Source organism: Pseudomonas purpurea (assembly GCF_039908635.1).
Lineage (GTDB): Bacteria > Pseudomonadota > Gammaproteobacteria > Pseudomonadales > Pseudomonadaceae > Aquipseudomonas > Aquipseudomonas purpurea.
The window spans coordinates 5180203-5201849 of the sequence record NZ_CP150918.1 but is presented as its reverse complement, the minus strand read 5'-3'; the positions used below and the strand labels follow the sequence as shown (position 1 = coordinate 5201849).

At 54.9% G+C, this 21647-nt stretch carries 18 protein-coding genes and 4 tRNA genes; all 22 read left to right on the top strand.

All coding sequences use genetic code 11. The features are described 5' to 3' along the window. Positions 1 to 34: 34 nt before the first annotated feature. Complete coding sequence (birA, locus tag AABM54_RS23430) at positions 35 to 994, top strand: bifunctional biotin--[acetyl-CoA-carboxylase] ligase/biotin operon repressor BirA (protein WP_347902289.1); 960 nt, start codon at positions 35 to 37, stop codon at positions 992 to 994. Next, complete coding sequence (locus AABM54_RS23425; RefSeq protein ID WP_347902288.1) at positions 984 to 1733, top strand: pantothenate kinase; 750 nt, start codon at positions 984 to 986, stop codon at positions 1731 to 1733. The genes birA and AABM54_RS23425 overlap by 11 nt, the downstream gene beginning before the upstream one ends. A 7-nt stretch (positions 1734 to 1740) precedes the next feature. Continuing rightward, complete coding sequence (locus AABM54_RS23420; RefSeq protein WP_347902286.1) at positions 1741 to 2187, top strand: hypothetical protein; 447 nt, start codon at positions 1741 to 1743, stop codon at positions 2185 to 2187. Between the two features lie 143 nt (positions 2188 to 2330). Further along, positions 2331 to 2415 (top strand) — tRNA-Tyr (locus AABM54_RS23415). Between the two features lie 25 nt (positions 2416 to 2440). Then, positions 2441 to 2514: transfer RNA gene (locus AABM54_RS23410), tRNA-Gly, on the top strand. Positions 2515 to 2540: 26 nt separating this feature from the next. Continuing rightward, a tRNA-Thr gene (locus tag AABM54_RS23405) sits at positions 2541 to 2616 on the top strand. An 82-nt stretch (positions 2617 to 2698) separates the two neighbouring features. Next, positions 2699 to 3892 (top strand): elongation factor Tu, encoded by a 1194-nt coding sequence (gene tuf, locus AABM54_RS23400; protein ID WP_007896619.1) that lies wholly within the window; start codon positions 2699 to 2701, stop codon positions 3890 to 3892. Between the two features lie 53 nt (positions 3893 to 3945). Further along, positions 3946 to 4021, top strand: a tRNA-Trp gene (locus AABM54_RS23395). Positions 4022 to 4066: 45 nt separating this feature from the next. Beyond that, on the top strand, positions 4067 to 4435 hold the full coding sequence (secE, locus tag AABM54_RS23390) for a preprotein translocase subunit SecE (protein WP_009045851.1): 369 nt from the start codon (positions 4067 to 4069) through the stop codon (positions 4433 to 4435). A 9-nt stretch (positions 4436 to 4444) separates the two neighbouring features. Next, positions 4445 to 4978, top strand: a complete 534-nt coding sequence (nusG, locus tag AABM54_RS23385; RefSeq protein WP_003186097.1) for a transcription termination/antitermination protein NusG — start codon at positions 4445 to 4447, stop codon at positions 4976 to 4978. 117 nt (positions 4979 to 5095) lie between these two features. After that, complete coding sequence (gene rplK / locus AABM54_RS23380; protein WP_095147410.1) at positions 5096 to 5527, top strand: 50S ribosomal protein L11; 432 nt, start codon at positions 5096 to 5098, stop codon at positions 5525 to 5527. Next, positions 5527 to 6222, top strand: coding sequence for a 50S ribosomal protein L1 (gene rplA, locus AABM54_RS23375; RefSeq protein ID WP_092306067.1), 696 nt, complete (start codon positions 5527 to 5529; stop codon positions 6220 to 6222). The genes rplK and rplA overlap by 1 nt, the downstream gene beginning before the upstream one ends. Before the next feature lie 199 nt (positions 6223 to 6421). Further along, the gene (rplJ, locus tag AABM54_RS23370) at positions 6422 to 6922 is read left to right on the top strand and encodes a 50S ribosomal protein L10 (protein ID WP_259496991.1); all 501 of its coding nucleotides are present in this window, start codon (positions 6422 to 6424) and stop codon (positions 6920 to 6922) included. Positions 6923 to 7002: 80 nt separating this feature from the next. Further along, entirely contained in the window at positions 7003 to 7368 is a 366-nt protein-coding gene (gene rplL, locus AABM54_RS23365) for a 50S ribosomal protein L7/L12 (RefSeq protein ID WP_008073881.1), read from the top strand. 220 nt (positions 7369 to 7588) lie between these two features. Next, on the top strand, positions 7589 to 11662 hold the full coding sequence (gene rpoB, locus AABM54_RS23360; RefSeq protein WP_347902285.1) for a DNA-directed RNA polymerase subunit beta: 4074 nt from the start codon (positions 7589 to 7591) through the stop codon (positions 11660 to 11662). A 63-nt stretch (positions 11663 to 11725) separates the two neighbouring features. Beyond that, a complete protein-coding gene (rpoC, locus tag AABM54_RS23355; protein WP_347902284.1) occupies positions 11726 to 15925 on the top strand; it encodes a DNA-directed RNA polymerase subunit beta' in 4200 nt (1399 codons plus the stop codon). Between the two features lie 216 nt (positions 15926 to 16141). Continuing rightward, a complete protein-coding gene (gene rpsL / locus AABM54_RS23350) occupies positions 16142 to 16513 on the top strand; it encodes a 30S ribosomal protein S12 (protein WP_002555494.1) in 372 nt (123 codons plus the stop codon). Between the two features lie 119 nt (positions 16514 to 16632). Beyond that, complete coding sequence (rpsG, locus tag AABM54_RS23345; RefSeq protein WP_002555493.1) at positions 16633 to 17103, top strand: 30S ribosomal protein S7; 471 nt, start codon at positions 16633 to 16635, stop codon at positions 17101 to 17103. Positions 17104 to 17133: 30 nt separating this feature from the next. Next, complete coding sequence (gene fusA, locus AABM54_RS23340; RefSeq protein ID WP_347902283.1) at positions 17134 to 19239, top strand: elongation factor G; 2106 nt, start codon at positions 17134 to 17136, stop codon at positions 19237 to 19239. A gap of 30 nt (positions 19240 to 19269) precedes the next feature. Beyond that, on the top strand, positions 19270 to 20463 hold the full coding sequence (tuf, locus tag AABM54_RS23335; protein WP_008145495.1) for an elongation factor Tu: 1194 nt from the start codon (positions 19270 to 19272) through the stop codon (positions 20461 to 20463). A gap of 152 nt (positions 20464 to 20615) precedes the next feature. Then, positions 20616 to 20927: a 30S ribosomal protein S10 gene (rpsJ, locus tag AABM54_RS23330; protein WP_003186070.1), complete on the top strand. Its 312-nt coding sequence runs from the start codon at positions 20616 to 20618 to the stop codon at positions 20925 to 20927. 80 nt (positions 20928 to 21007) lie between these two features. Next, positions 21008 to 21643, top strand: a complete 636-nt coding sequence (gene rplC / locus AABM54_RS23325; protein ID WP_003186059.1) for a 50S ribosomal protein L3 — start codon at positions 21008 to 21010, stop codon at positions 21641 to 21643. The last annotated feature ends 4 nt before the right edge of the window (positions 21644 to 21647 follow it).

Genomic DNA, 21647 nt, shown 5'->3' with positions numbered 1-21647 from the left:
TATCATGCGGGCCTCATTCTGAGGCGAGGCACGCATGCTGACGTTGTTAAAACTCCTGGGGGATGGCCGTTTCCATTCGGGCCAAGTGCTGGGTGCTGCCTTGGGCATCAGTCGTAGTGCTGTGTGGAAGCAACTCCAGCATCTTGAGGCTGAGTTGGGTCTTTCAATTCACAAGGTGCGTGGTCGTGGTTATCAGCTTGCCACACCGGTTGCGCTGCTCGACCCTGTCGAGATATCTCGGTATTCGGCTGCTTGTGCCTGGCCAGTATTCGTCTTTGACTCTATTGACTCCACCAATGCCGAGGCTCTGCGCTCTATTGAGAGAGGCGTGGCTGCGCCGTTTGTAGTGCTTGCTGAGCGACAAGTTTCTGGTCGCGGGCGGCGTGGTCGCAAGTGGGTAAGTCCAATTGCGGAGAACATTTACTACAGTCTTGTTCTGCGTATGGATGGCGGTATGCGCCAGCTGGAGGGGCTTAGCCTTGTTGTCGGTCTTGCGGTTATGCGAACACTGCGTGAACTGGGTGTTACAGGCGCGGGCTTGAAGTGGCCCAATGATGTCCTGGTTGGTCGGAAAAAAATCGCGGGCATATTATTAGAGTTGGTTGGTGATCCGGCTGACGTGTGTCATGTGGTTTTGGGCGTTGGGATCAATGTGAATATGCAGGTCGCGGATGAGGTCGATCAGCAATGGTCTTCTATGCGGCTTGAGGCGGGTCGCGCGTTTGATCGTAATCACGTTGTAGCGCTTCTGAATGATGTGCTTCAGGAGCATTTGAGTCGTCACCGGTCTGAAGGGTTTGTAGCGCTTCAGGGTGAGTGGGAAAACGGGCATCTGTGGCAAGGGTGCTCGGTTTCACTGGTTGCCGGCGTTAACCAGGTTGACGGTGTGGTTATGGGGATCAATGGGCAAGGCGCTTTGCGTTTGAGTGTCGGTGGTGTGGAAAAGGTCTTTAGTGGCGGAGAGCTAAGTCTGAGGTTGCGTGATGATTCTTGAGCTCGACTGCGGAAATAGCTTCATTAAGTGGCGAGTGCTGCATGCGGATGCTGCGAGCTTGTTTGCGGAAGGGGTGGTTGACTCGGATCGTGCCCTCCTGGAAAGCCTGGGCAGCTGTGATGGCCTTGCTCTTCGACATTGTCGTCTTGTCAGTGTGCGGACGAGTGAGGAGACCGGTGCGCTTGTTTCCTTGTTGGAGGATGCATTTGCGGTCACTGTTTCTTGTGCTGTGCCCGCTCGTGAGATGTCTGGCGTTCGCAATGGTTATGATGATTACGAGCGGCTAGGGCTTGATCGCTGGCTTGCAATGCTTGGTGGCTTTCATCTCGCCGCTGGAGCGTGCCTGGTGCTCGACTTTGGCACGGCGCTAACGGCGGATTTTATTGCGGCAGATGGTGAGCACCTGGGAGGATTCATTTGCCCAGGGATGCCATTGATGCGAAATCAGTTGCGCACGCATACTCGGCGAATCCGTTATGACGACCTTTCAGCCGCAAGGGCGCTGGAGAATCTCGAGCCGGGTCGAACAACAGTAGAGGCTGTGGAGCGCGGGTGCGTGCACATGCTGAGGGGCTTTGTCCTTGCTCAGATGGAGCTTGCCCGTAGTTACTGGGGGAGCGAGTTCGCAGTATTCCTCACGGGTGGTGATGCAGTTCTTGTTGCGGGCATGGTGCCGGAGGCGCTGGTGGTTCCGGATCTTGTATTTGTAGGATTGGGCATGGCTTGCCCATTGTCCTGAGGTTTCTATGCGTTGGCTGTTTTTGCTGTTGCTGGTTCTCAATGGTTTCTATTATGTCTGGCATCAGCAGGAGGCTCCTCTTCGTGCGAAGGATGTCACGCCGTTGAGTTTGTACCGAGGTTCGCAGCAGGACATACGCTTGCTGAGCGAGACTGGGGATGCTGCCATGGCAAGAGACAAGGGTAAGTCTGCGGCGGTTGAAAGTCATTGCATCTATATGGGTGGTTTCGCTCGTCAAGAGATGCTCCAGCGACTTGAGCAAAGGATGAGCGGCCTGAGTATCAAGGTTCAGCGACTGTCGATGGCTCCCCCTGGTTCTTCGGGTTACTGGTTGCGTGTCGCGCCAGAAAGCCAGCATCTGGTGGAGGAATCCTTCATTCAGGACCTTGCTAATGAATTCAATGAGTTAAAACATAAAATAATGCCGTGCGAGGGGGTTGCAACTGTCGAATAGGTTGCATAGAATGGCGCCCGCTTCGCAGTGAACGTCTCTTGAGACGGAAAGTACGAAGCGGTGTCAATGCAGCTAAGCTCAGGTTTTTAATGAGAAAAGCGCTTGACAGAAGGCTGGCATGATGTAGAATGCCGGCTCGCTTAGGAGGGGTTCCCGAGCGGCCAAAGGGATCAGACTGTAAATCTGACGTCTACGACTTCGAAGGTTCGAATCCTTCCCCCTCCACCATATTTAAGCGTGAGCTGCAAGCTCTGCGGGTATAGTTTAGTGGTAGAACCTCAGCCTTCCAAGCTGATGATGCGGGTTCGATTCCCGCTACCCGCTCCAAGTTTGCAGGTCGTGCAAAGTGTTTCGCTCTTGTAGCTCAGTTGGTAGAGCACACCCTTGGTAAGGGTGAGGTCAGCGGTTCAAATCCGCTCAAGAGCTCCATATAACAAGGCAGATATGAAAATATCTGCCTTTGTTTTAATGGCTTGTGTGACTCGCTAATTCTTCTGCTAGGGTGATTTCGATGGCTAAGGAAAAGTTCGAACGTAATAAGCCGCACGTCAACGTAGGTACTATCGGTCACGTTGACCATGGTAAAACTACTCTGACTGCAGCTCTGACTCGCGTCTGCTCCGAGGTTTTCGGTTCGGCAAAGGTTGACTTCGACAAGATCGATAGCGCCCCAGAAGAAAAAGCTCGTGGCATCACCATTAATACTGCTCACGTTGAGTACGATTCGGCTGTGCGTCACTATGCGCACGTTGACTGCCCGGGTCACGCCGACTACGTAAAAAACATGATCACCGGTGCTGCTCAGATGGACGGTGCTATCCTGGTTTGCTCGGCCGCTGATGGTCCGATGCCGCAAACTCGTGAGCACATCCTGCTGTCCCGTCAGGTTGGCGTTCCGTATATCGTTGTCTTCCTGAACAAGGCTGACATGGTTGACGATGCTGAGTTGCTGGAGCTGGTAGAGATGGAAGTGCGTGATCTGCTGAGCACTTACGATTTCCCAGGTGATGACACTCCGATCATCATTGGTTCGGCGCTTATGGCTCTGAACGGTCAAGACGACAACGAGATGGGTACTACTGCCGTCAAGAAGTTGGTTGAGACTCTGGATAGCTACATCCCGCAACCTGAGCGCGCTATTGATAAGCCGTTCCTGATGCCGATTGAAGACGTATTCTCGATCTCTGGTCGTGGTACGGTTGTGACTGGTCGTGTTGAGCGTGGCATCGTTCGCATTCAGGAAGAAGTTGAGATTGTTGGTCTTCGTGACACGGTCAAAACTACCTGTACTGGTGTTGAGATGTTCCGTAAGCTGCTTGACGAAGGTCGTGCTGGTGAGAACTGTGGCGTACTGCTGCGTGGCACCAAGCGTGATGATGTTGAGCGTGGTCAGGTCCTGGTTAAGCCGGGTACCGTTAAGCCGCACACCAAGTTTACGGCAGAAGTTTACGTTCTGAGCAAGGAAGAGGGTGGGCGTCATACTCCATTCTTCAAGGGCTACCGTCCGCAGTTCTACTTCCGTACGACTGATGTGACTGGTAACTGTGAGCTGCCAGAAGGTGTTGAGATGGTAATGCCAGGTGATAACGTCCAGATGACGGTCACTCTGATCAAGACCATTGCGATGGAGGACGGTCTGCGTTTCGCTATCCGTGAAGGCGGTCGTACTGTCGGCGCTGGTGTCGTGGCCAAGGTCATCGAGTAAGTTGTTGTAATGTCTTTTTCGGGCCGGCATAATGGTCGGCCTGATTTTGTTTTAGGTCAGTAGCTCAATTGGCAGAGCGACGGTCTCCAAAACCGTAGGTTGGGGGTTCGATTCCCTCCTGACCTGCCAGATTCACTTCGTGTGTCTGGCTTTCTTTTCACAGGATCTTCATAGATGACTCCTAAGGCTGAAGCTCAAGGCTCTCGCTTCGATCTGCTCAAGTGGCTTGTAGTAGTCGCTTTGGTGGTTGTTGGCGTTGTTGGCAATCAGTATTATTCTGCTTCGCCGATCCTGTACCGTGTACTCGCTTTGCTTGCTATTGCTGCTGTAGCTGCCTTTGTAGGCCTGCAGACTGCCAAGGGCAAGTCTTTCTTTGTACTGGTCAAGGAAGCTCGCACCGAAATTCGTAAAGTCGTGTGGCCAACTCGCCAAGAAACCACGCAGACCACCCTGATTGTGGTGGCTGTTGTTCTGGTTATGGCGTTGCTGTTGTGGGGGCTTGATTCCCTGCTCGGTTGGCTTGTTTCCTTGATTGTTGGCTAAGGGTGTCCCGTGGCTAAGCGTTGGTATGTTGTGCATGCTTACTCGGGTTACGAGAAGCATGTTATGCGCTCGCTGGTAGAGCGCGTGAAGCTGGCAGGCATGGAAGATGGCTTCGGCGAAATTCTGGTTCCCACTGAAGAAGTGGTTGAAATGCGTAATGGCCAGAAGCGCAAAAGCGAACGTAAGTTCTTCCCTGGCTATGTGTTGGTCCAGATGGATATGAACGAGGGTACTTGGCACTTGGTCAAGGATACTCCTCGGGTGATGGGTTTCATCGGCGGTACCGCTGATAAGCCAGCACCAATCACAGATAAAGAGGCAGAAGCAATTCTGCGTCGTGTTGCTGATGGCAGCGACAAGCCGAAGCCGAAGACGTTGTTCGAGCCGGGCGAAGTGGTTCGTGTTACCGATGGTCCATTTGCTGATTTTAATGGCACTGTCGAAGAAGTTAACTACGAAAAGAGCCGGATCCAAGTGGCGGTGCTCATTTTCGGTCGCTCTACTCCGGTAGAGCTAGAGTTCAGCCAGGTCGAAAAGGTCTAACTGAACAAGCATCCCAACCCCGCAGCCCTAGGCTGTGGGGTTTTGTCGTCACTGGGATAAACGCGCAAGTAACCGGGGAGCCTCTCGAGGCGTTTGAACCCGTAATTGGAGTGCCTCATGGCCAAGAAGATTACCGCTTACATCAAGCTGCAAGTGAAGGCCGCTCAGGCTAACCCAAGCCCACCTGTTGGTCCTGCACTGGGTCAGCATGGCGTGAATATCATGGAATTCTGCAAGGCTTTCAACGCCCGTACTCAGGGTCTTGAAGCAGGTCTGCCGACTCCAGTGATCATCACTGTCTACAGCGACCGTAGCTTCACGTTTGAAACCAAGTCGACTCCGGCTTCGGTTCTGCTGAAGAAGGCTGCTGGTTTGACTAGCGGTTCCGCTCGTCCAAACACCGTTAAGGTTGGCACCGTAACTCGTGCTCAGCTGGAAGAAATCGCGAAAACCAAAAACGCGGATCTGACTGCAGCTGATATGGAAGCAGCCGTGCGTACTATCGCCGGTTCTGCTCGTAGCATGGGCCTTAACGTGGAGGGTGTGTAATGGCTAAGCTGACTAAGCGCCAAAAGGCTATCGCCGGCAAAATCGAAGCAGGCAAGGCCTATAGCTTCGTTGACGCAGCTGCTCTCCTGACCGAGCTGTCGACTGTCAAGTTCAGCGAGTCGGTAGACGTCGCTGTAAACCTGGGTGTTGACCCGCGTAAATCTGACCAGGTTGTTCGTAGCGCTACTGTGCTGCCACACGGCACTGGCAAGACTGTTCGCGTTGCAGTGTTCACCCAAGGCCCAGCAGCTGAGGCTGCTCTGGCTGCCGGCGCTGATCGCGTAGGCATGGACGACCTGGCTGCCGAAATGAAAGGCGGCGACCTGAACTATGACGTAGTTATTGCATCCCCGGATGCAATGCGCGTTGTAGGTCAGTTGGGTCAGATCCTCGGTCCACGTGGTCTGATGCCTAACCCTAAAGTCGGCACCGTAACTCCAGACGTAGCTAACGCGGTTAAAAACGCCAAGGCTGGTCAGGTTCGTTATCGCACCGACAAAAACGGCATCATCCACACTTCCGTTGGCAAGGTCGGTTTCGACGCCGTCAAGCTGAAGGAAAACGTTGAAGCCCTGATCGCTGATCTGAAGCGTATCAAGCCAGCTTCTTCGAAAGGTATCTACGTCAAGCGCGTTACCCTGAGCACCACTATGGGCCCAGGTCTGGTCATCGACCAAGGCTCGCTGGACGTATAAGCAATACATTGGCGCGAGCAATCGCGCCAATTGAAAAAATTGGGGTCCCTGCCTGGCGGGGGCTATCCAAGACCGTAGGCGACGCAAGTCTTAAACCTCAAGCCTACGCAGATGGTGCTCCCGGTTCCTTACCGAATCAGACACCAAAACGACATCCGGCTTCGGCTGGATGAAACGGTAACAAGCAGGAGTTAAACCCGTGGCAATTAAACTCGAAGACAAGAAGGCCATCGTCGCTGAAGTCAACGAGGCTGCCCAAGTTGCCCTGTCTGCTGTTGTGGCTGATGCCCGCGGCGTGACAGTTGGCGCTATGACCGGACTCCGTAAAGAGGCTCGTGAAGCTGGCGTTTACGTACGTGTTGTACGTAACACCTTGCTCAAGCGCGCCGTTGCTGGCACTCAATATGACGTGCTCAACGACGTGTTCACAGGCCCGACCCTGATTGCATTCTCCAAAGAACATCCGGGCGCTGCTGCCCGTATCTTCAAAGAGTTCGCAAAGGGTCAGGATAAGTTCGAGATCAAGGCAGCTGCGTTCGAGGGCAAGTTCCTCGCAGCTAATCAGATCGACGTACTGGCAAGCCTGCCGACCCGTGACGAAGCAATCTCCCAGCTGATGAGCGTGATTCAAGGCGCTACCAGCAAATTGGCTCGTACTCTGGCGGCACTTCGCGACCAGAAAGAAGCTGCTGCAGCCTAAGGCTGAGCGACTCCTTTCAGCGTTTATTGTTTATTTCGATGGCCGCGTAGGCTGTCACCCCAATACAGGAATTTATAGTCATGTCTCTGACTAACGACCAAATCATCGAAGCAATCGGCGAAAAATCCGTTCTGGAAATCGTTGAGCTGATCAAGGCCATGGAAGAGAAGTTCGGCGTTTCCGCTGCCGCTGCTTCCGCAGGTCCTGCTGCTGTTGCTGCCGTTGTTGAAGAACAAACTGAATTCAACGTCATGCTGACCGAAGCTGGCGAGAAGAAAGTTAACGTGATCAAGGCAGTACGTGAACTGACCGGTCTGGGCCTGAAAGAAGCCAAGGCTGTAGTTGACGGCGCTCCTGCCATGGTTCTGGAAGCTGTTTCGAAAGACGCAGCTGACAAAGCCAAAGCAACTCTGGAAGAAGCAGGCGCTAAAGTCGAGCTGAAGTAAGCATCGACTTTGCGTCTCCAGCCCGAGCGTTAAGCGAAAGGCTGATGGCTGGTGGCTCTTGCCACCGGCCTTTTTCCGTTATTGGCAGCCGACTGGGTCGGTGCTGATAGCGAGCTGTAACCACCCGATGCGGTGGAGCAAACCATGGGGTTTGCACGATTTTCTGGCTGCTCCCGTCGGGAGGGGCCAAACAAGCAGGTGACCAAGCTGGGGAACGCTGATGGCTTACTCATATACTGAGAAAAAACGTATCCGCAAGGACTTTAGCAAGTTGCCGGACGTCATGGATGTGCCGTACCTCCTGGCCATCCAGCTGGATTCGTATCGTGAATTCTTGCAAGCGGGAGCGACTAAAGATCAGTTCCGCGACGTGGGCCTGCATGCGGCCTTCAAATCCGTTTTCCCGATCATCAGCTACTCCGGCAATGCTGCGCTGGAGTACGTCGGTTATCGCCTGGGCGAACCGGCATTTGATGTCAAAGAATGCGTATTGCGCGGTGTAACTTACGCCGTACCTTTGCGGGTAAAAGTGCGCCTGATCATTTTCGACAAAGAATCGTCGAACAAAGCGATCAAGGACATCAAAGAGCAAGAAGTCTACATGGGTGAAATCCCCCTGATGACTGAGAACGGTACCTTTGTAATCAACGGTACTGAGCGTGTAATCGTTTCCCAGCTGCACCGTTCCCCGGGCGTGTTCTTCGACCACGACCGTGGCAAGACGCACAGCTCCGGTAAACTGTTGTACTCCGCGCGGATCATTCCTTACCGCGGTTCGTGGCTGGACTTCGAGTTCGACCCGAAAGACTGCGTATTCGTGCGTATCGACCGTCGTCGCAAGCTGCCTGCATCGGTACTGCTGCGCGCGCTGGGCTATACCACTGAAGAAGTGCTGGACGCGTTCTACACCACCAACGTCTTCCACGTGCAAGGTGAAAACCTCAGCCTGGAACTGGTGCCTCAGCGCCTGCGTGGTGAAATTGCTGTCCTGGATATCCTGGATGACAAAGGCAAGGTTATTGTCGAGCAAGGTCGCCGTATCACTGCTCGCCACATCAACCAGCTGGAAAAAGCCGGGATCAAAGAGCTGCAAGTGCCTCTGGACTACGTCCTGGGTCGCACTACCGCCAAGGTCATCGTGCATCCGGCAACCGGCGAAATCCTGGCAGAGTGCAACACCGAGCTGAACACCGAGATCCTGGCAAAAATCGCCAAGTCCCAGGTTGTTCGCATCGAAACTCTGTACACCAACGATATCGACTGCGGTCCGTTCGTCTCCGACACGCTGAAGATCGACTCCACCAGCAACCAATTGGAAGCGCTGGTCGAAATCTATCGCATGATGCGTCCAGGCGAGCCGCCAACCAAAGACGCAGCTGAAACCCTGTTCAACAACCTGTTCTTCAGCCCTGAGCGCTATGACCTGTCTGCGGTCGGCCGGATGAAGTTCAACCGTCGTATCGGTCGTACCGAGATCGAAGGTTCGGGCGTGTTGTGCAAAGAAGACATCGTCGCGGTACTGAAGACTCTGGTCGACATCCGTAACGGCAAAGGCATCGTCGATGACATCGACCACCTGGGTAACCGTCGTGTTCGCTGTGTAGGCGAAATGGCTGAAAACCAGTTCCGCGTTGGCCTGGTACGTGTTGAGCGTGCGGTCAAAGAGCGTCTGTCGATGGCTGAAAGCGAAGGCCTGATGCCGCAAGATCTGATCAACGCCAAGCCAGTGGCTGCGGCGGTGAAGGAGTTCTTCGGTTCCAGCCAGCTGTCCCAGTTCATGGACCAGAACAACCCGCTGTCCGAGATCACCCACAAGCGTCGTGTGTCTGCACTCGGCCCTGGCGGTTTGACTCGTGAGCGTGCTGGCTTTGAAGTGCGTGACGTACACCCGACTCACTACGGTCGTGTATGCCCGATTGAAACACCGGAAGGTCCGAACATCGGCCTGATCAACTCCCTGGCCGCTTATGCGCGCACCAACCAGTACGGCTTCCTCGAGAGCCCGTACCGTGTGGTGAAAGACGCTCTGGTCACCGACGAGATCGTGTTCCTGTCCGCCATCGAAGAAGCTGATCACGTGATCGCTCAGGCTTCGGCCACGATGAACGACAAGAAAATGCTGATCGACGAACTGGTAGCTGTTCGTCACTTGAACGAGTTCACCGTCAAGGCGCCGGAAGACGTCACCTTGATGGACGTATCGCCGAAGCAGGTAGTTTCGGTTGCAGCGTCGCTGATCCCGTTCCTCGAGCACGATGACGCCAACCGTGCGTTGATGGGTTCGAACATGCAGCGTCAAGCTGTACCAACCCTGCGCGCTGACAAGCCGCTGGTCGGTACCGGTATGGAGCGTAACGTAGCTCGTGACTCCGGCGTTTGCGTCGTGGCTCGTCGTGGCGGCGTGATTGACTCCGTTGATGCCAGCCGTATCGTGGTTCGTGTTGCTGATGATGAAGTTGAGACCGGTGAAGCTGGTGTCGATATCTACAACCTGACCAAATACACCCGCTCCAACCAGAACACCTGCATCAACCAGCGTCCGCTGGTGCGTAAAGGTGATCGGGTTCAGCGTAGCGACATCATGGCTGACGGTCCGTCCACCGACATGGGTGAGCTGGCGCTGGGTCAGAACATGCGCATCGCGTTCATGGCCTGGAACGGTTACAACTTCGAAGACTCCATCTGCCTGTCGGAACGAGTTGTTCAAGAAGATCGCTTTACCACGATCCACATTCAGGAACTGACCTGTGTGGCGCGTGACACCAAGCTTGGGCCAGAGGAAATCACTGCAGACATCCCGAACGTGGGTGAAGCTGCACTGAACAAGCTGGACGAAGCCGGTATCGTTTACGTAGGTGCTGAAGTTGGCGCAGGCGACATTCTGGTCGGTAAGGTCACCCCGAAAGGCGAGACTCAACTGACTCCAGAAGAGAAGCTGTTGCGTGCCATCTTCGGTGAAAAAGCCAGCGACGTTAAAGACACCTCCCTGCGTGTACCTACCGGTACCAAAGGTACTGTCATCGACGTACAAGTCTTCACCCGCGACGGCGTTGAGCGTGATGCTCGTGCACTGTCGATCGAGAAGACTCAACTCGACGAGATCCGCAAGGACCTGAACGAAGAGTTCCGTATCGTTGAAGGCGCCACTTTCGAACGTCTGCGTTCCGCTCTGGTCGGCCACAAAGCCGAAGGCGGCGCCGGTCTGAAGAAAGGCCAGGAAATCACCGACGAAGTTCTCGACGGTCTTGAGCACGGCCAGTGGTTCAAACTGCGCATGGCTGAAGATGCTCTGAACGAGCAACTCGAGAAGGCTCAGGCCTACATCGTTGATCGCCGCCGTCTGCTGGACGACAAGTTCGAAGACAAGAAGCGCAAACTGCAGCAGGGCGATGACCTGGCTCCAGGCGTGCTGAAAATCGTCAAGGTTTACCTGGCAATCCGTCGCCGCATCCAGCCGGGCGACAAGATGGCCGGTCGTCACGGTAACAAAGGTGTGGTCTCCGTGATCATGCCGGTTGAAGACATGCCGCACGATGCCAATGGCACGCCGGTCGACGTTGTCCTCAACCCGTTGGGCGTACCTTCGCGTATGAACGTTGGTCAGATCCTTGAAACCCACCTGGGCCTCGCGGCCAAAGGTCTGGGCGAGAAGATCAACCGTATGATCGAAGAGCAGCGCAAGGTTGCCGAGCTGCGTAAGTTCCTGCACGAGATCTACAACGAGATCGGCGGGCGTCAAGAGAGCCTTGACGACTTCTCCGACCAGGAAATCCTGGACCTGGCGAAGAACCTGCGTGGTGGCGTACCTATGGCTACTCCGGTGTTCGACGGTGCCAAGGAAAGCGAAATCAAGGCCATGCTGAAACTGGCAGACCTGCCAGAAAGCGGCCAGATGCAGCTGACTGACGGCCGTACCGGCAACAAGTTCGAGCGCCCGGTTACCGTTGGCTACATGTACATGCTGAAGCTGAACCACTTGGTAGACGACAAGATGCACGCTCGTTCTACCGGTTCGTACAGCCTGGTTACCCAGCAGCCGCTGGGTGGTAAGGCGCAGTTCGGTGGTCAGCGTTTCGGGGAGATGGAGGTCTGGGCACTGGAAGCATACGGTGCTGCATACACTCTGCAAGAAATGCTCACAGTGAAGTCGGACGATGTGAACGGCCGGACCAAGATGTACAAAAACATCGTGGACGGCGATCACCGTATGGAGCCGGGCATGCCCGAGTCCTTCAACGTGTTGATCAAGGAAATTCGTTCCCTCGGCATCGATATCGATCTGGAAACCGAATAACACGTGACGCGAATGAGAGCGGGGCAGGATTGCCCGCTCTCTGCTCCGCCAGGAGGAAAGGCCTTGAAAGACCTACTGAATTTGCTGAAAAACCAGGGTCAAGTCGAAGAGTTCGACGCCATCCGTATCGGATTGGCATCGCCTGAGATGATCCGTTCGTGGTCGTTCGGTGAAGTTAAAAAGCCGGAAACCATCAACTACCGTACGTTCAAACCTGAGCGTGACGGCCTGTTCTGCGCCAAGATCTTTGGCCCGGTAAAGGATTACGAGTGCCTGTGCGGTAAGTACAAGCGCTTGAAGCACCGTGGTGTGATCTGCGAGAAGTGCGGCGTTGAAGTCGCGCTGGCAAAAGTTCGTCGTGAGCGCATGGCGCACATCGAACTGGCCTCGCCAGTTGCCCACATCTGGTTCCTGAAATCGCTGCCGTCGCGTATCGGCTTGCTGATGGACATGACCCTGCGTGATATCGAGCGCGTTCTCTACTTCGAGAGCTACGTCGTTATCGATCCAGGCATGACCACCCTTGAAAAAGGTCAGCTGCTGAACGACGAGCAATACTTCGAAGCGCTGGAAGAGTTCGGCGACGATTTCGATGCCCGCATGGGTGCCGAAGCTGTCCGTGAACTGCTGCACGCTATCGACCTGGAACACGAGATTGGCCGTCTGCGCGAAGAAATTCCGCAAACCAACTCCGAAACCAAAATCAAGAAGCTGTCCAAGCGTCTGAAGTTGATGGAAGCCTTCCAGGGTTCCGGCAACTTGCCAGAGTGGATGGTGCTGACCGTTCTGCCGGTTCTGCCGCCAGACCTGCGTCCACTGGTTCCATTGGATGGCGGTCGTTTCGCGACTTCCGACCTCAACGATCTGTATCGTCGAGTGATCAACCGTAACAACCGCTTGAAGCGCCTGCTTGATCTGTCCGCTCCGGACATCATCGTGCGCAACGAAAAGCGTATGTTGCAGGAAGCCGTCGACGCCCTGCTCGACAACGGTCGTCGTGGCCGCGCTATCACAGGTTCCAACAAGCGTCCTCTGAAATCCCTGGCTGACATGATCAAGGGTAAGCAAGGTCGTTTCCGTCAGAACTTGCTCGGTAAGCGTGTTGACTACTCGGGTCGTTCGGTAATTACCGTAGGCCCGACCCTGCGTCTGCACCAGTGCGGTCTGCCGAAGAAAATGGCTCTCGAGCTGTTCAAGCCGTTCATTTTCGGCAAGCTGGAAATGCGTGGTCTCGCGACCACCATCAAAGCTGCCAAGAAGATGGTCGAGCGCGAGCTGCCGGAAGTGTGGGACGTTCTCGCTGAAGTGATTCGCGAACACCCGGTTCTCCTCAACCGTGCACCGACCCTTCACCGTTTGGGTATCCAGGCATTTGAACCGGTTCTGATCGAAGGTAAGGCTATCCAGCTGCACCCTCTGGTCTGCGCCGCGTACAACGCCGACTTCGACGGCGACCAAATGGCCGTGCACGTACCGCTGACACTGGAAGCCCAGTTGGAAGCGCGTGCGTTGATGATGTCGACCAACAACATTCTGTCGCCAGCCAACGGTGAGCCAATCATCGTTCCGTCGCAGGACGTTGTATTGGGTCTGTACTACATGACGCGTGAAGCGATCAACGCCAAAGGCGAAGGTCGTGTGTTCGCGGATCTGCAGGAAGTTGACCGTGTGTTCCGTGCCGGCGAAGCCGCACTGCACGCTAAAGTCAAAGTGCGGATCAACGAAACCGTCAACGACCGTGATGGCGGCAGCGTAAGCAACACCCGTATCGTCGACACCACTGTCGGCCGTGCGCTGTTGTTCCAGGTTGTGCCAAAAGGTCTGTCGTACGACGTCGTCAACCTGCCAATGAAGAAAAAGGCGATCTCCAAGCTGATCAACCAGTGCTACCGCGTGGTTGGTCTGAAAGAGACCGTGATCTTCGCTGACCAGTTGATGTACACCGGTTTTGCCTATTCGACCATTTCCGGCGTTTCCATCGGTGTTAACGACTTCGTTATCCCGGATGAAAAAGCCCGCATCATCAGTGCTGCCACCGATGAAGTGAAAGAGATCGAAAGTCAGTACGCCTCCGGCCTGGTAACCCAGGGCGAGAAGTACAACAAAGTGATCGACCTTTGGTCCAAGGCGAACGACGAAGTTTCCAAGGCGATGATGGCCAACCTCTCGAAAGAGAAAGTCATCGACCGTCATGGCGTCGAAGTCGACCAGGAATCCTTCAACTCGATGTACATGATGGCCGACTCGGGTGCACGGGGTTCTGCTGCGCAGATCCGTCAGCTCGCCGGTATGCGTGGCCTGATGGCCAAGCCGGACGGTTCCATCATCGAAACGCCGATTACCGCGAACTTCCGTGAAGGTTTGAGCGTACTTCAGTACTTCATCTCTACTCACGGTGCTCGTAAAGGTCTGGCGGATACCGCGTTGAAAACGGCGAACTCGGGTTACCTGACTCGTCGTCTGGTAGACGTGGCGCAGGATCTGGTTGTAACCGAGATCGATTGCGGCACCGAACACGGTCTGCTGATGACTCCGCACATTGAAGGCGGTGACGTTGTAGAGCCGTTGGGTGAACGCGTATTGGGTCGTGTTATTGCCCGTGACGTATTCAAGCCAGGTACCGAGGAAGTTATCGTTCCTGCCGGCACTCTGGTAGATGAGAAGTGGGTCGAGTTCATCGAGCTGAACAGCATCGACGAAGTGATCGTGCGTTCGCCGATCAGCTGCGAAACCCGCTACGGCATTTGCGCCAAGTGCTACGGCCGTGACTTGGCTCGTGGTCACCAGGTGAACATCGGTGAAGCTGTCGGCGTAATCGCTGCACAGTCGATCGGTGAGCCGGGTACCCAGCTGACCATGCGTACGTTCCACATCGGTGGTGCGGCAAGCCGGACCTCCGCAGCCGACAGCGTTCAGGTGAAGAATGGCGGTACCGTCCGTCTGCATAACCTGAAGCACGTTGAGCGAGTGGATGGTTGCCTGGTTGCTGTGTCCCGTTCCGGTGAGCTGGCAATCGCTGATGACTACGGTCGTGAGCGTGAGCGTTACAAGCTGCCGTACGGTGCTGTGATTTCGGTTAAAGAAGGTGACAAGGTCGACGCTGGCGCAATCGTGGCCAAGTGGGATCCGCACACTCACCCAATCGTTACCGAAATGAAAGGTACCGTGACCTACGTGGGCATGGAAGAAGGCATCACGATCAAGCGTCAGACTGACGAATTGACCGGTATGACCAACATTGAAGTGCTCGACGCCAAAGACCGTCCAGCGGCCGGTAAAGATATCCGTCCTGCTGTGAAGATGGTTGATGACAACGGCAAGGATCTGTTGCTGCCAGGCACTGACGTAATCGCTCAGTACTTCCTGCCAGCCAACGCCCTGGTCGGTGTTGCGGATGGTGCGCGGATCGCGATCGGTGATGTTATCGCTCGTATTCCGCAAGAAACTTCGAAAACTCGCGACATCACCGGTGGTCTGCCGCGTGTTGCCGACTTGTTCGAAGCTCGTCGTCCGAAAGAAGCCTCGATTCTGGCTGAAGTCAGCGGCACCATCGCGTTCGGTAAAGAGACCAAAGGCAAGCGCCGTCTGGTTATCACCCCGAACGACGGTAGCGATCCGTATGAAGAGCTGATTCCGAAGTGGCGTCACCTGAACGTGTTCGAAGGCGAACAGGTAAACCGCGGCGAAGTTATCTCCGACGGCCCGAGCGATCCACACGACATCCTGCGTTTGCTGGGTGTGAGTGCGCTGGCCAAGTACATTGTTAACGAGATCCAGGACGTTTACCGTCTGCAAGGCGTGAAGATCAACGATAAGCACATCGAGACCATCCTGCGTCAGATGCTGCGTAAAGTTGAAATCGCTGAATCCGGCGATTCCAGTTTCATCAAGGGCGACCAGATGGAATTGACTCACGTTCTGGTAGAGAACGAGCGTTTGGCTGGCGACGACAAGTTCGTTTCCAAGTTCACTCGCGTTCTGCTTGGTATCACCAAGGCGTCGTTGTCCACCGAATCGTTCATCTCGGCGGCCTCTTTCCAAGAGACCACTCGTGTACTGACCGAGGCGGCGGTAACCGGCAAGCGCGATTACCTGCGCGGCCTGAAAGAAAACGTAGTCGTGGGTCGTCTGATCCCGGCAGGTACCGGTCTGGCTTATCACAGCGAGCGTAAGCGCCGCCGTGAGGCTGACAAACCGTTGCGCGTAAGCGCCAGTGAAGTGGAAGCTGCACTGACCGAAGCGCTGAACTCGAGCGGTAACTGAGTTCTGCGATAAATAAGTGTGGGGCCCTGGCGCTTCCGCTCATCGAATCGAGGCAATTTGTCGAGGTTCGATGAGTGGGGAGGTCGGGGCCTTGCCTTGACTGGGGGCAAGATCCTCTTTAGACTCTTGTACCCCTAAATTTGGCGGGAACTCGTTCCTGCCATTTTGCTTTTCTTGCAAGACAATAGCGTCGCAAGACAACAGTGGAGCTAGTAGATGGCAACTATCAACCAGCTGGTACGTCAGCCGCGTAAGCGTATCGTCGAGAAATCCGACGTGCCTGCGCTGCAGAACTGCCCGCAACGTCGTGGCGTATGCACCCGTGTGTATACCACCACGCCGAAAAAACCTAACTCGGCACTGCGTAAAGTATGCCGTGTGCGTCTGACCAACGGTTTCGAGGTTTCCTCGTACATCGGCGGTGAAGGCCACAACCTGCAAGAGCACAGCGTGGTACTGATCCGCGGCGGTCGTGTAAAAGACTTGCCAGGTGTTCGTTACCACACCGTACGCGGTTCTTTGGATACTTCCGGCGTTAAAGGTCGTAACCAGGGTCGTTCGAAGTACGGTACCAAGAAGCCTAAGTAGTAGCGGCTTTTTGTAAAAACTGAATTATCTATTTTTCTGAGTCGATAAGAGTAAGGTCGGAGGCGTCCCGAAAGGGCACCGATTCCGAGCGAACCTGAAGACCGTTTGAGGGCTTATCCATGCCAAGAAGACGCGTAGCAGCCAAGCGCGAAGTGCTTGACGATCCAAAATACGGAAGCCAAATCCTGGCCAAGTTCATGAACCACGTAATGGAAAGCGGCAAGAAAGCCGTTGCCGAGCGTATCGTTTATGGCGCGCTGGAAAAGGTTAAAGAACGCAAGAACAGCGATCCCCTGGAAATCTTCGAGAAAGCTCTCGACGCCATCGCTCCGCTGGTCGAAGTGAAGTCGCGCCGTGTAGGCGGTGCTACTTACCAGGTTCCGGTCGAAGTTCGTCCGTCCCGTCGTAACGCCCTGGCAATGCGCTGGTTGGTAGACTTCGCCCGTAAGCGCGGCGAGAAGTCTATGGCTCTGCGTTTGGCCGGTGAACTGTTGGACGCTGCTGAAGGTAAAGGTGCTGCTGTTAAGAAGCGTGAAGACGTGCACCGTATGGCCGAAGCTAACAAAGCTTTCTCGCACTACCGCTTCTAATTTTAGCTTCACTAATTTTGCGAGGGCTTTATGGCTCGTACTACTCCGATTAGTCGCTACCGTAACATCGGTATCGTCGCTCACGTGGATGCTGGTAAAACCACCACCACCGAGCGCGTCCTTTTTTACACTGGCAAAAGTCACAAGATGGGCGAGGTGCATGACGGCGCCGCGACCACAGACTGGATGGTTCAGGAGCAGGAGCGTGGTATTACCATTACTTCTGCTGCCATTACCGCCTTCTGGCAGGGTTCCGAGAAGCAGCACAAAGATCAGTACCGCTTCAACGTCATCGACACCCCGGGCCACGTTGACTTCACTATTGAAGTTGAGCGTTCCCTGCGTGTTCTCGACGGCGCGGTCGTTGTGTTCTGCGGTACCTCGGGTGTTGAGCCTCAGTCGGAAACCGTATGGCGTCAAGCCAACAAGTACGGCGTTCCACGTCTTGTTTACGTAAACAAGATGGACCGTGCTGGTGCGAACTTCCTGCGCGTGATCGGTCAGATCAAGCAGCGTCTGGGTCACACTCCGGTGCCAATCCAGTTGGCTATCGGTTCCGAAGACAACTTCCAGGGTCAGATCGATCTGATGTCCATGGAAGCTGTTTACTGGAATGACGCTGACAAAGGCATGACTCCACGTCGCGAGCCTATCCCTGCCGAGTTGCAGGAACTGGCTAACGAGTGGCGCGGCAACATGGTTGAGGCTGCGGCCGAAGCCAGCGAAGAGCTGATGAACAAGTACCTCGAAGGTGAAGAACTCACCAACGCAGAAATCAAGGCCGCTCTGCGTCAGCGTACTATCGCTGGTGAGATCGTTCTGGCTGTTTGCGGTTCTTCCTTCAAGAACAAGGGTGTTCCCCTGGTTCTCGACGCCGTTATCGACTACCTGCCGGCTCCTACCGACATTCCTGCCATCAAGGGTACTGACCCGGATGACGAGGAAAAGCAAATGGAGCGTCATGCGAACGACGACGAGCCGTTCTCGGCTCTGGCGTTCAAGATCGCTACCGACCCATTCGTGGGTACCTTGACTTTCGTCCGCGTTTACTCGGGCGTGTTGGCCTCCGGCGACGGCGTGATCAACTCGGTCAAGGGCAAGAAAGAGCGCGTGGGTCGTATGGTGCAAATGCACGCAAACGCCCGTGAAGAAATCAAGGAAGTGCGCGCTGGTGACATCGCGGCCTTGATCGGCATGAAGGACGTCACCACTGGTGAAACTTTGTGCGACGCTGCCAAGCCAATCATCCTGGTTCGCATGGACTTCCCGGAGCCGGTTATTTCGGTTGCCGTTGAGCCTAAGACCAAGGATGACCAGGAAAAAATGGGTATCGCTCTGGGCAAGCTTGCTCAGGAAGATCCATCTTTCCGCGTTAAAACTGATGAAGAGACTGGTCAAACGATCATCTCTGGCATGGGCGAGCTGCACCTGGACATCCTGGTTGACCGGATGCGCCGTGAGTTCAACGTCGAAGCCAACATCGGTAAGCCTCAGGTTTCCTATCGTGAGCGCATCACGAAGAACTGTGAAATCGAAGGCAAGTTCGTTCGTCAATCCGGCGGTCGTGGCCAGTTCGGCCATTGCTGGATTCGTTTTGCTCCTGCTGACGAAGGTCAGGAAGGTCTGCAATTCGTGAACGAAGTTGTGGGTGGTGTGGTTCCTAAGGAATACATCCCGGCGATCCAGAAGGGTATCGAAGAGCAGATGAAGAACGGCGTTGTTGCCGGCTATCCGCTGATCGGCCTGAAGGCTACCGTGTTCGATGGTTCTTACCACGACGTCGACTCCAACGAGATGGCGTTTAAGGTGGCTGCTTCCATGGCGACCAAGCAACTGGCCCAGAAGGGCGGTGGTGAGTTGCTTGAGCCGATCATGGCGGTAGAGGTTGTTACGCCTGAAGACTATATGGGTGACGTGATGGGCGACCTTAACCGTCGTCGCGGCATGATCCTGGGTATGGAAGATACGGTTTCCGGCAAAGTAATTCGTGCCGAGGTTCCGTTGGGTGAGATGTTCGGTTATGCGACCGACGTCCGCTCCATGTCCCAAGGTCGCGCAAGCTACTCTATGGAATTCAAAAAATACAATACAGCTCCGTCGCACATCGTCGAAACTGTTACCAAAAAACAAGGCTGATTCAGCCCTTTAGGCAAGGAGTTAATTGTCGTGGCTAAAGAAAAATTTGACCGTACCCTCCCGCACGTCAACGTTGGCACCATCGGTCACGTTGACCATGGTAAAACCACGCTGACCGCTGCTCTGACTCGCGTCTGCTCCGAAGTTTTCGGTTCGGCCGTTGTTGCTTTCGACAAGATCGACAGCGCTCCGGAAGAAAAGGCTCGTGGTATCACCATCAACACCGCGCACGTTGAATACAACTCGCTGATCCGTCACTACGCTCACGTCGACTGCCCAGGTCACGCTGACTATGTGAAGAACATGATCACCGGTGCTGCTCAAATGGACGGCGCTATCCTGGTTTGCTCGGCCGCTGATGGTCCGATGCCACAAACCCGTGAGCACATCCTGCTGTCCCGTCAGGTTGGCGTTCCGTACATCGTTGTCTTCCTGAACAAGGCTGACATGGTTGACGACGCTGAGCTGCTGGAACTGGTTGAGATGGAAGTGCGCGATCTGCTGAGCACTTACGACTTCCCAGGTGACGACACTCCGATCATCATCGGTTCGGCTCTGATGGCTCTGAACGGCCAAGACGACAACGAAATGGGCACCACTGCCGTTCGTAAACTGGTTGAGACTCTGGACAGCTACATTCCAGATCCAGTTCGTGTTATCGACAAGCCGTTCCTGATGCCAATCGAAGACGTATTCTCGATCTCGGGTCGCGGTACTGTTGTGACTGGTCGTATCGAGCGCGGTATCGTCAAGGTTCAGGATCCACTGGAAATCGTTGGTCTGCGTGACACTACTGTCACCACCTGCACCGGTGTTGAAATGTTCCGTAAACTGCTCGACGAAGGTCGTGCTGGCGAGAACTGTGGCGTACTGCTGCGCGGCACCAAGCGTGACGACGTAGAGCGTGGCCAGGTTCTGGTCAAGCCAGGTTCGGTTAAGCCGCACACTACCTTCGAAGCTGAAGTGTACGTGTTGAGCAAAGAAGAAGGCGGTCGCCACACTCCGTTCTTCAAAGGCTACCGTCCACAGTTCTACTTCCGGACCACTGACGTGACCGGTAACTGCGAACTGCCGGAAGGCGTTGAAATGGTAATGCCAGGCGACAACATCAAAATGGTTGTCACCCTGATCAAAACCATCGCAATGGAAGATGGTCTGCGTTTCGCTATTCGTGAAGGCGGTCGTACCGTCGGCGCTGGCGTCGTAGCCAAAATCATCGCCTAAGCGTTGATTGATGAAAAAGCCCCCGCTAGCGGTCTCCGCTTGTGGGGGCTTTTTTATTGGGTTGACACTATGTTGGCCCCTCTATAGAATTGCGCCTCCTTTTAACGGGCGTATTGCGCTCGCTGGGAATAGCAGCCGGAGTCTGAAATCCAATGCAAAATCAGCAAATCCGTATCAGGTTGAAGGCTTTTGACCATCGCCTGATCGACCAATCCACCCAGGAAATCGTGGAAACCGCGAAACGTACTGGTGCTCAAGTGCGTGGTCCAATTCCACTGCCTACCCGTAAAGAGCGGTTCACCGTTCTGGTCTCCCCGCACGTCAACAAAGACGCGCGTGACCAGTACGAGATCCGTACTCATAAGCGTGTTCTGGACATCGTCCAGCCAACGGATAAAACCGTTGATGCTCTTATGAAGCTTGATCTTGCGGCCGGTGTGGAAGTGCAGATCAGCCTCGGCTAAGACTCGGTCTTAGTCGTGTAACGCTCTGAAATGGGCGGCCATAGCGGGTGAAAGCCCCGTACACTCATGAGGTTTACAACATGACTATTGGTGTAGTCGGTCGTAAATGCGGTATGACCCGTATTTTCACCGAAGAAGGTGTCTCCATTCCGGTCACGGTCATTGAGATCGAGCCGAATCGCGTCACCCAGTTCAAAACTGAAGAAACCGATGGCTATCGTGCAGTGCAAGTCACTGTCGGCGAGCGTCGTGCTTCGCGTGTAACAGCTGCTCAAGCTGGCCACTTCGCTAAGGCGAACGTTGCCGCTGGTCGTACCGTAATGGAATTCCGTCTTGAAGAAGGCGAGTACCAGGCCGGCGATCTGATCAACGCTGAAATCTTCGCCGCTGGTCAACTGGTTGATGTAACCGGTCAGTCCAAGGGTAAAGGCTTCCAGGGTACGATCAAGCGTTGGAACTTCCGCGGGCAAGATAATACCCACGGTAACTCCGTGTCCCACCGCGTTCCAGGCTCTATCGGCCAGTGCCAGACTCCTGGTCGTGTATTCAAGGGCAAAAAAATGTCCGGTCATATGGGCGCTGAGCGCGTGACCGTGCAGTCCCTTGAAGTAGTGCGCGTGGACGCTGAACGCAATCTGTTGTTGGTCAAGGGCGCTGTTCCTGGCGCTACTGGCGGCAACTTGGTTGTACGTCCAGCAGCCAAGGCTCGCGGTTAAGGGG

Excerpts from the sequence above, each read along its gene's own strand:
- birA (WP_347902289.1), top strand. The coding sequence starts at position 35 with ATGCTGACGTTGTTAAAACTCCTGGGGGATGGCCGTTTCCATTCGGGC.
- AABM54_RS23425 (WP_347902288.1), top strand. The coding sequence starts at position 984 with ATGATTCTTGAGCTCGACTGCGGAAATAGCTTCATTAAGTGGCGAGTG.
- AABM54_RS23420 (WP_347902286.1), top strand. The coding sequence starts at position 1,741 with ATGCGTTGGCTGTTTTTGCTGTTGCTGGTTCTCAATGGTTTCTATTAT.
- tuf (WP_007896619.1), top strand. The coding sequence starts at position 2,699 with ATGGCTAAGGAAAAGTTCGAACGTAATAAGCCGCACGTCAACGTAGGT.
- secE (WP_009045851.1), top strand. The coding sequence starts at position 4,067 with ATGACTCCTAAGGCTGAAGCTCAAGGCTCTCGCTTCGATCTGCTCAAG.
- rplK (WP_095147410.1), top strand. The coding sequence starts at position 5,096 with ATGGCCAAGAAGATTACCGCTTACATCAAGCTGCAAGTGAAGGCCGCT.
- rplA (WP_092306067.1), top strand. The coding sequence starts at position 5,527 with ATGGCTAAGCTGACTAAGCGCCAAAAGGCTATCGCCGGCAAAATCGAA.
- rplL (WP_008073881.1), top strand. The coding sequence starts at position 7,003 with ATGTCTCTGACTAACGACCAAATCATCGAAGCAATCGGCGAAAAATCC.
- rpoB (WP_347902285.1), top strand. The coding sequence starts at position 7,589 with ATGGCTTACTCATATACTGAGAAAAAACGTATCCGCAAGGACTTTAGC.
- rpsL (WP_002555494.1), top strand. The coding sequence starts at position 16,142 with ATGGCAACTATCAACCAGCTGGTACGTCAGCCGCGTAAGCGTATCGTC.
- rpsG (WP_002555493.1), top strand. The coding sequence starts at position 16,633 with ATGCCAAGAAGACGCGTAGCAGCCAAGCGCGAAGTGCTTGACGATCCA.
- fusA (WP_347902283.1), top strand. The coding sequence starts at position 17,134 with ATGGCTCGTACTACTCCGATTAGTCGCTACCGTAACATCGGTATCGTC.
- rpsJ (WP_003186070.1), top strand. The coding sequence starts at position 20,616 with ATGCAAAATCAGCAAATCCGTATCAGGTTGAAGGCTTTTGACCATCGC.
- rplC (WP_003186059.1), top strand. The coding sequence starts at position 21,008 with ATGACTATTGGTGTAGTCGGTCGTAAATGCGGTATGACCCGTATTTTC.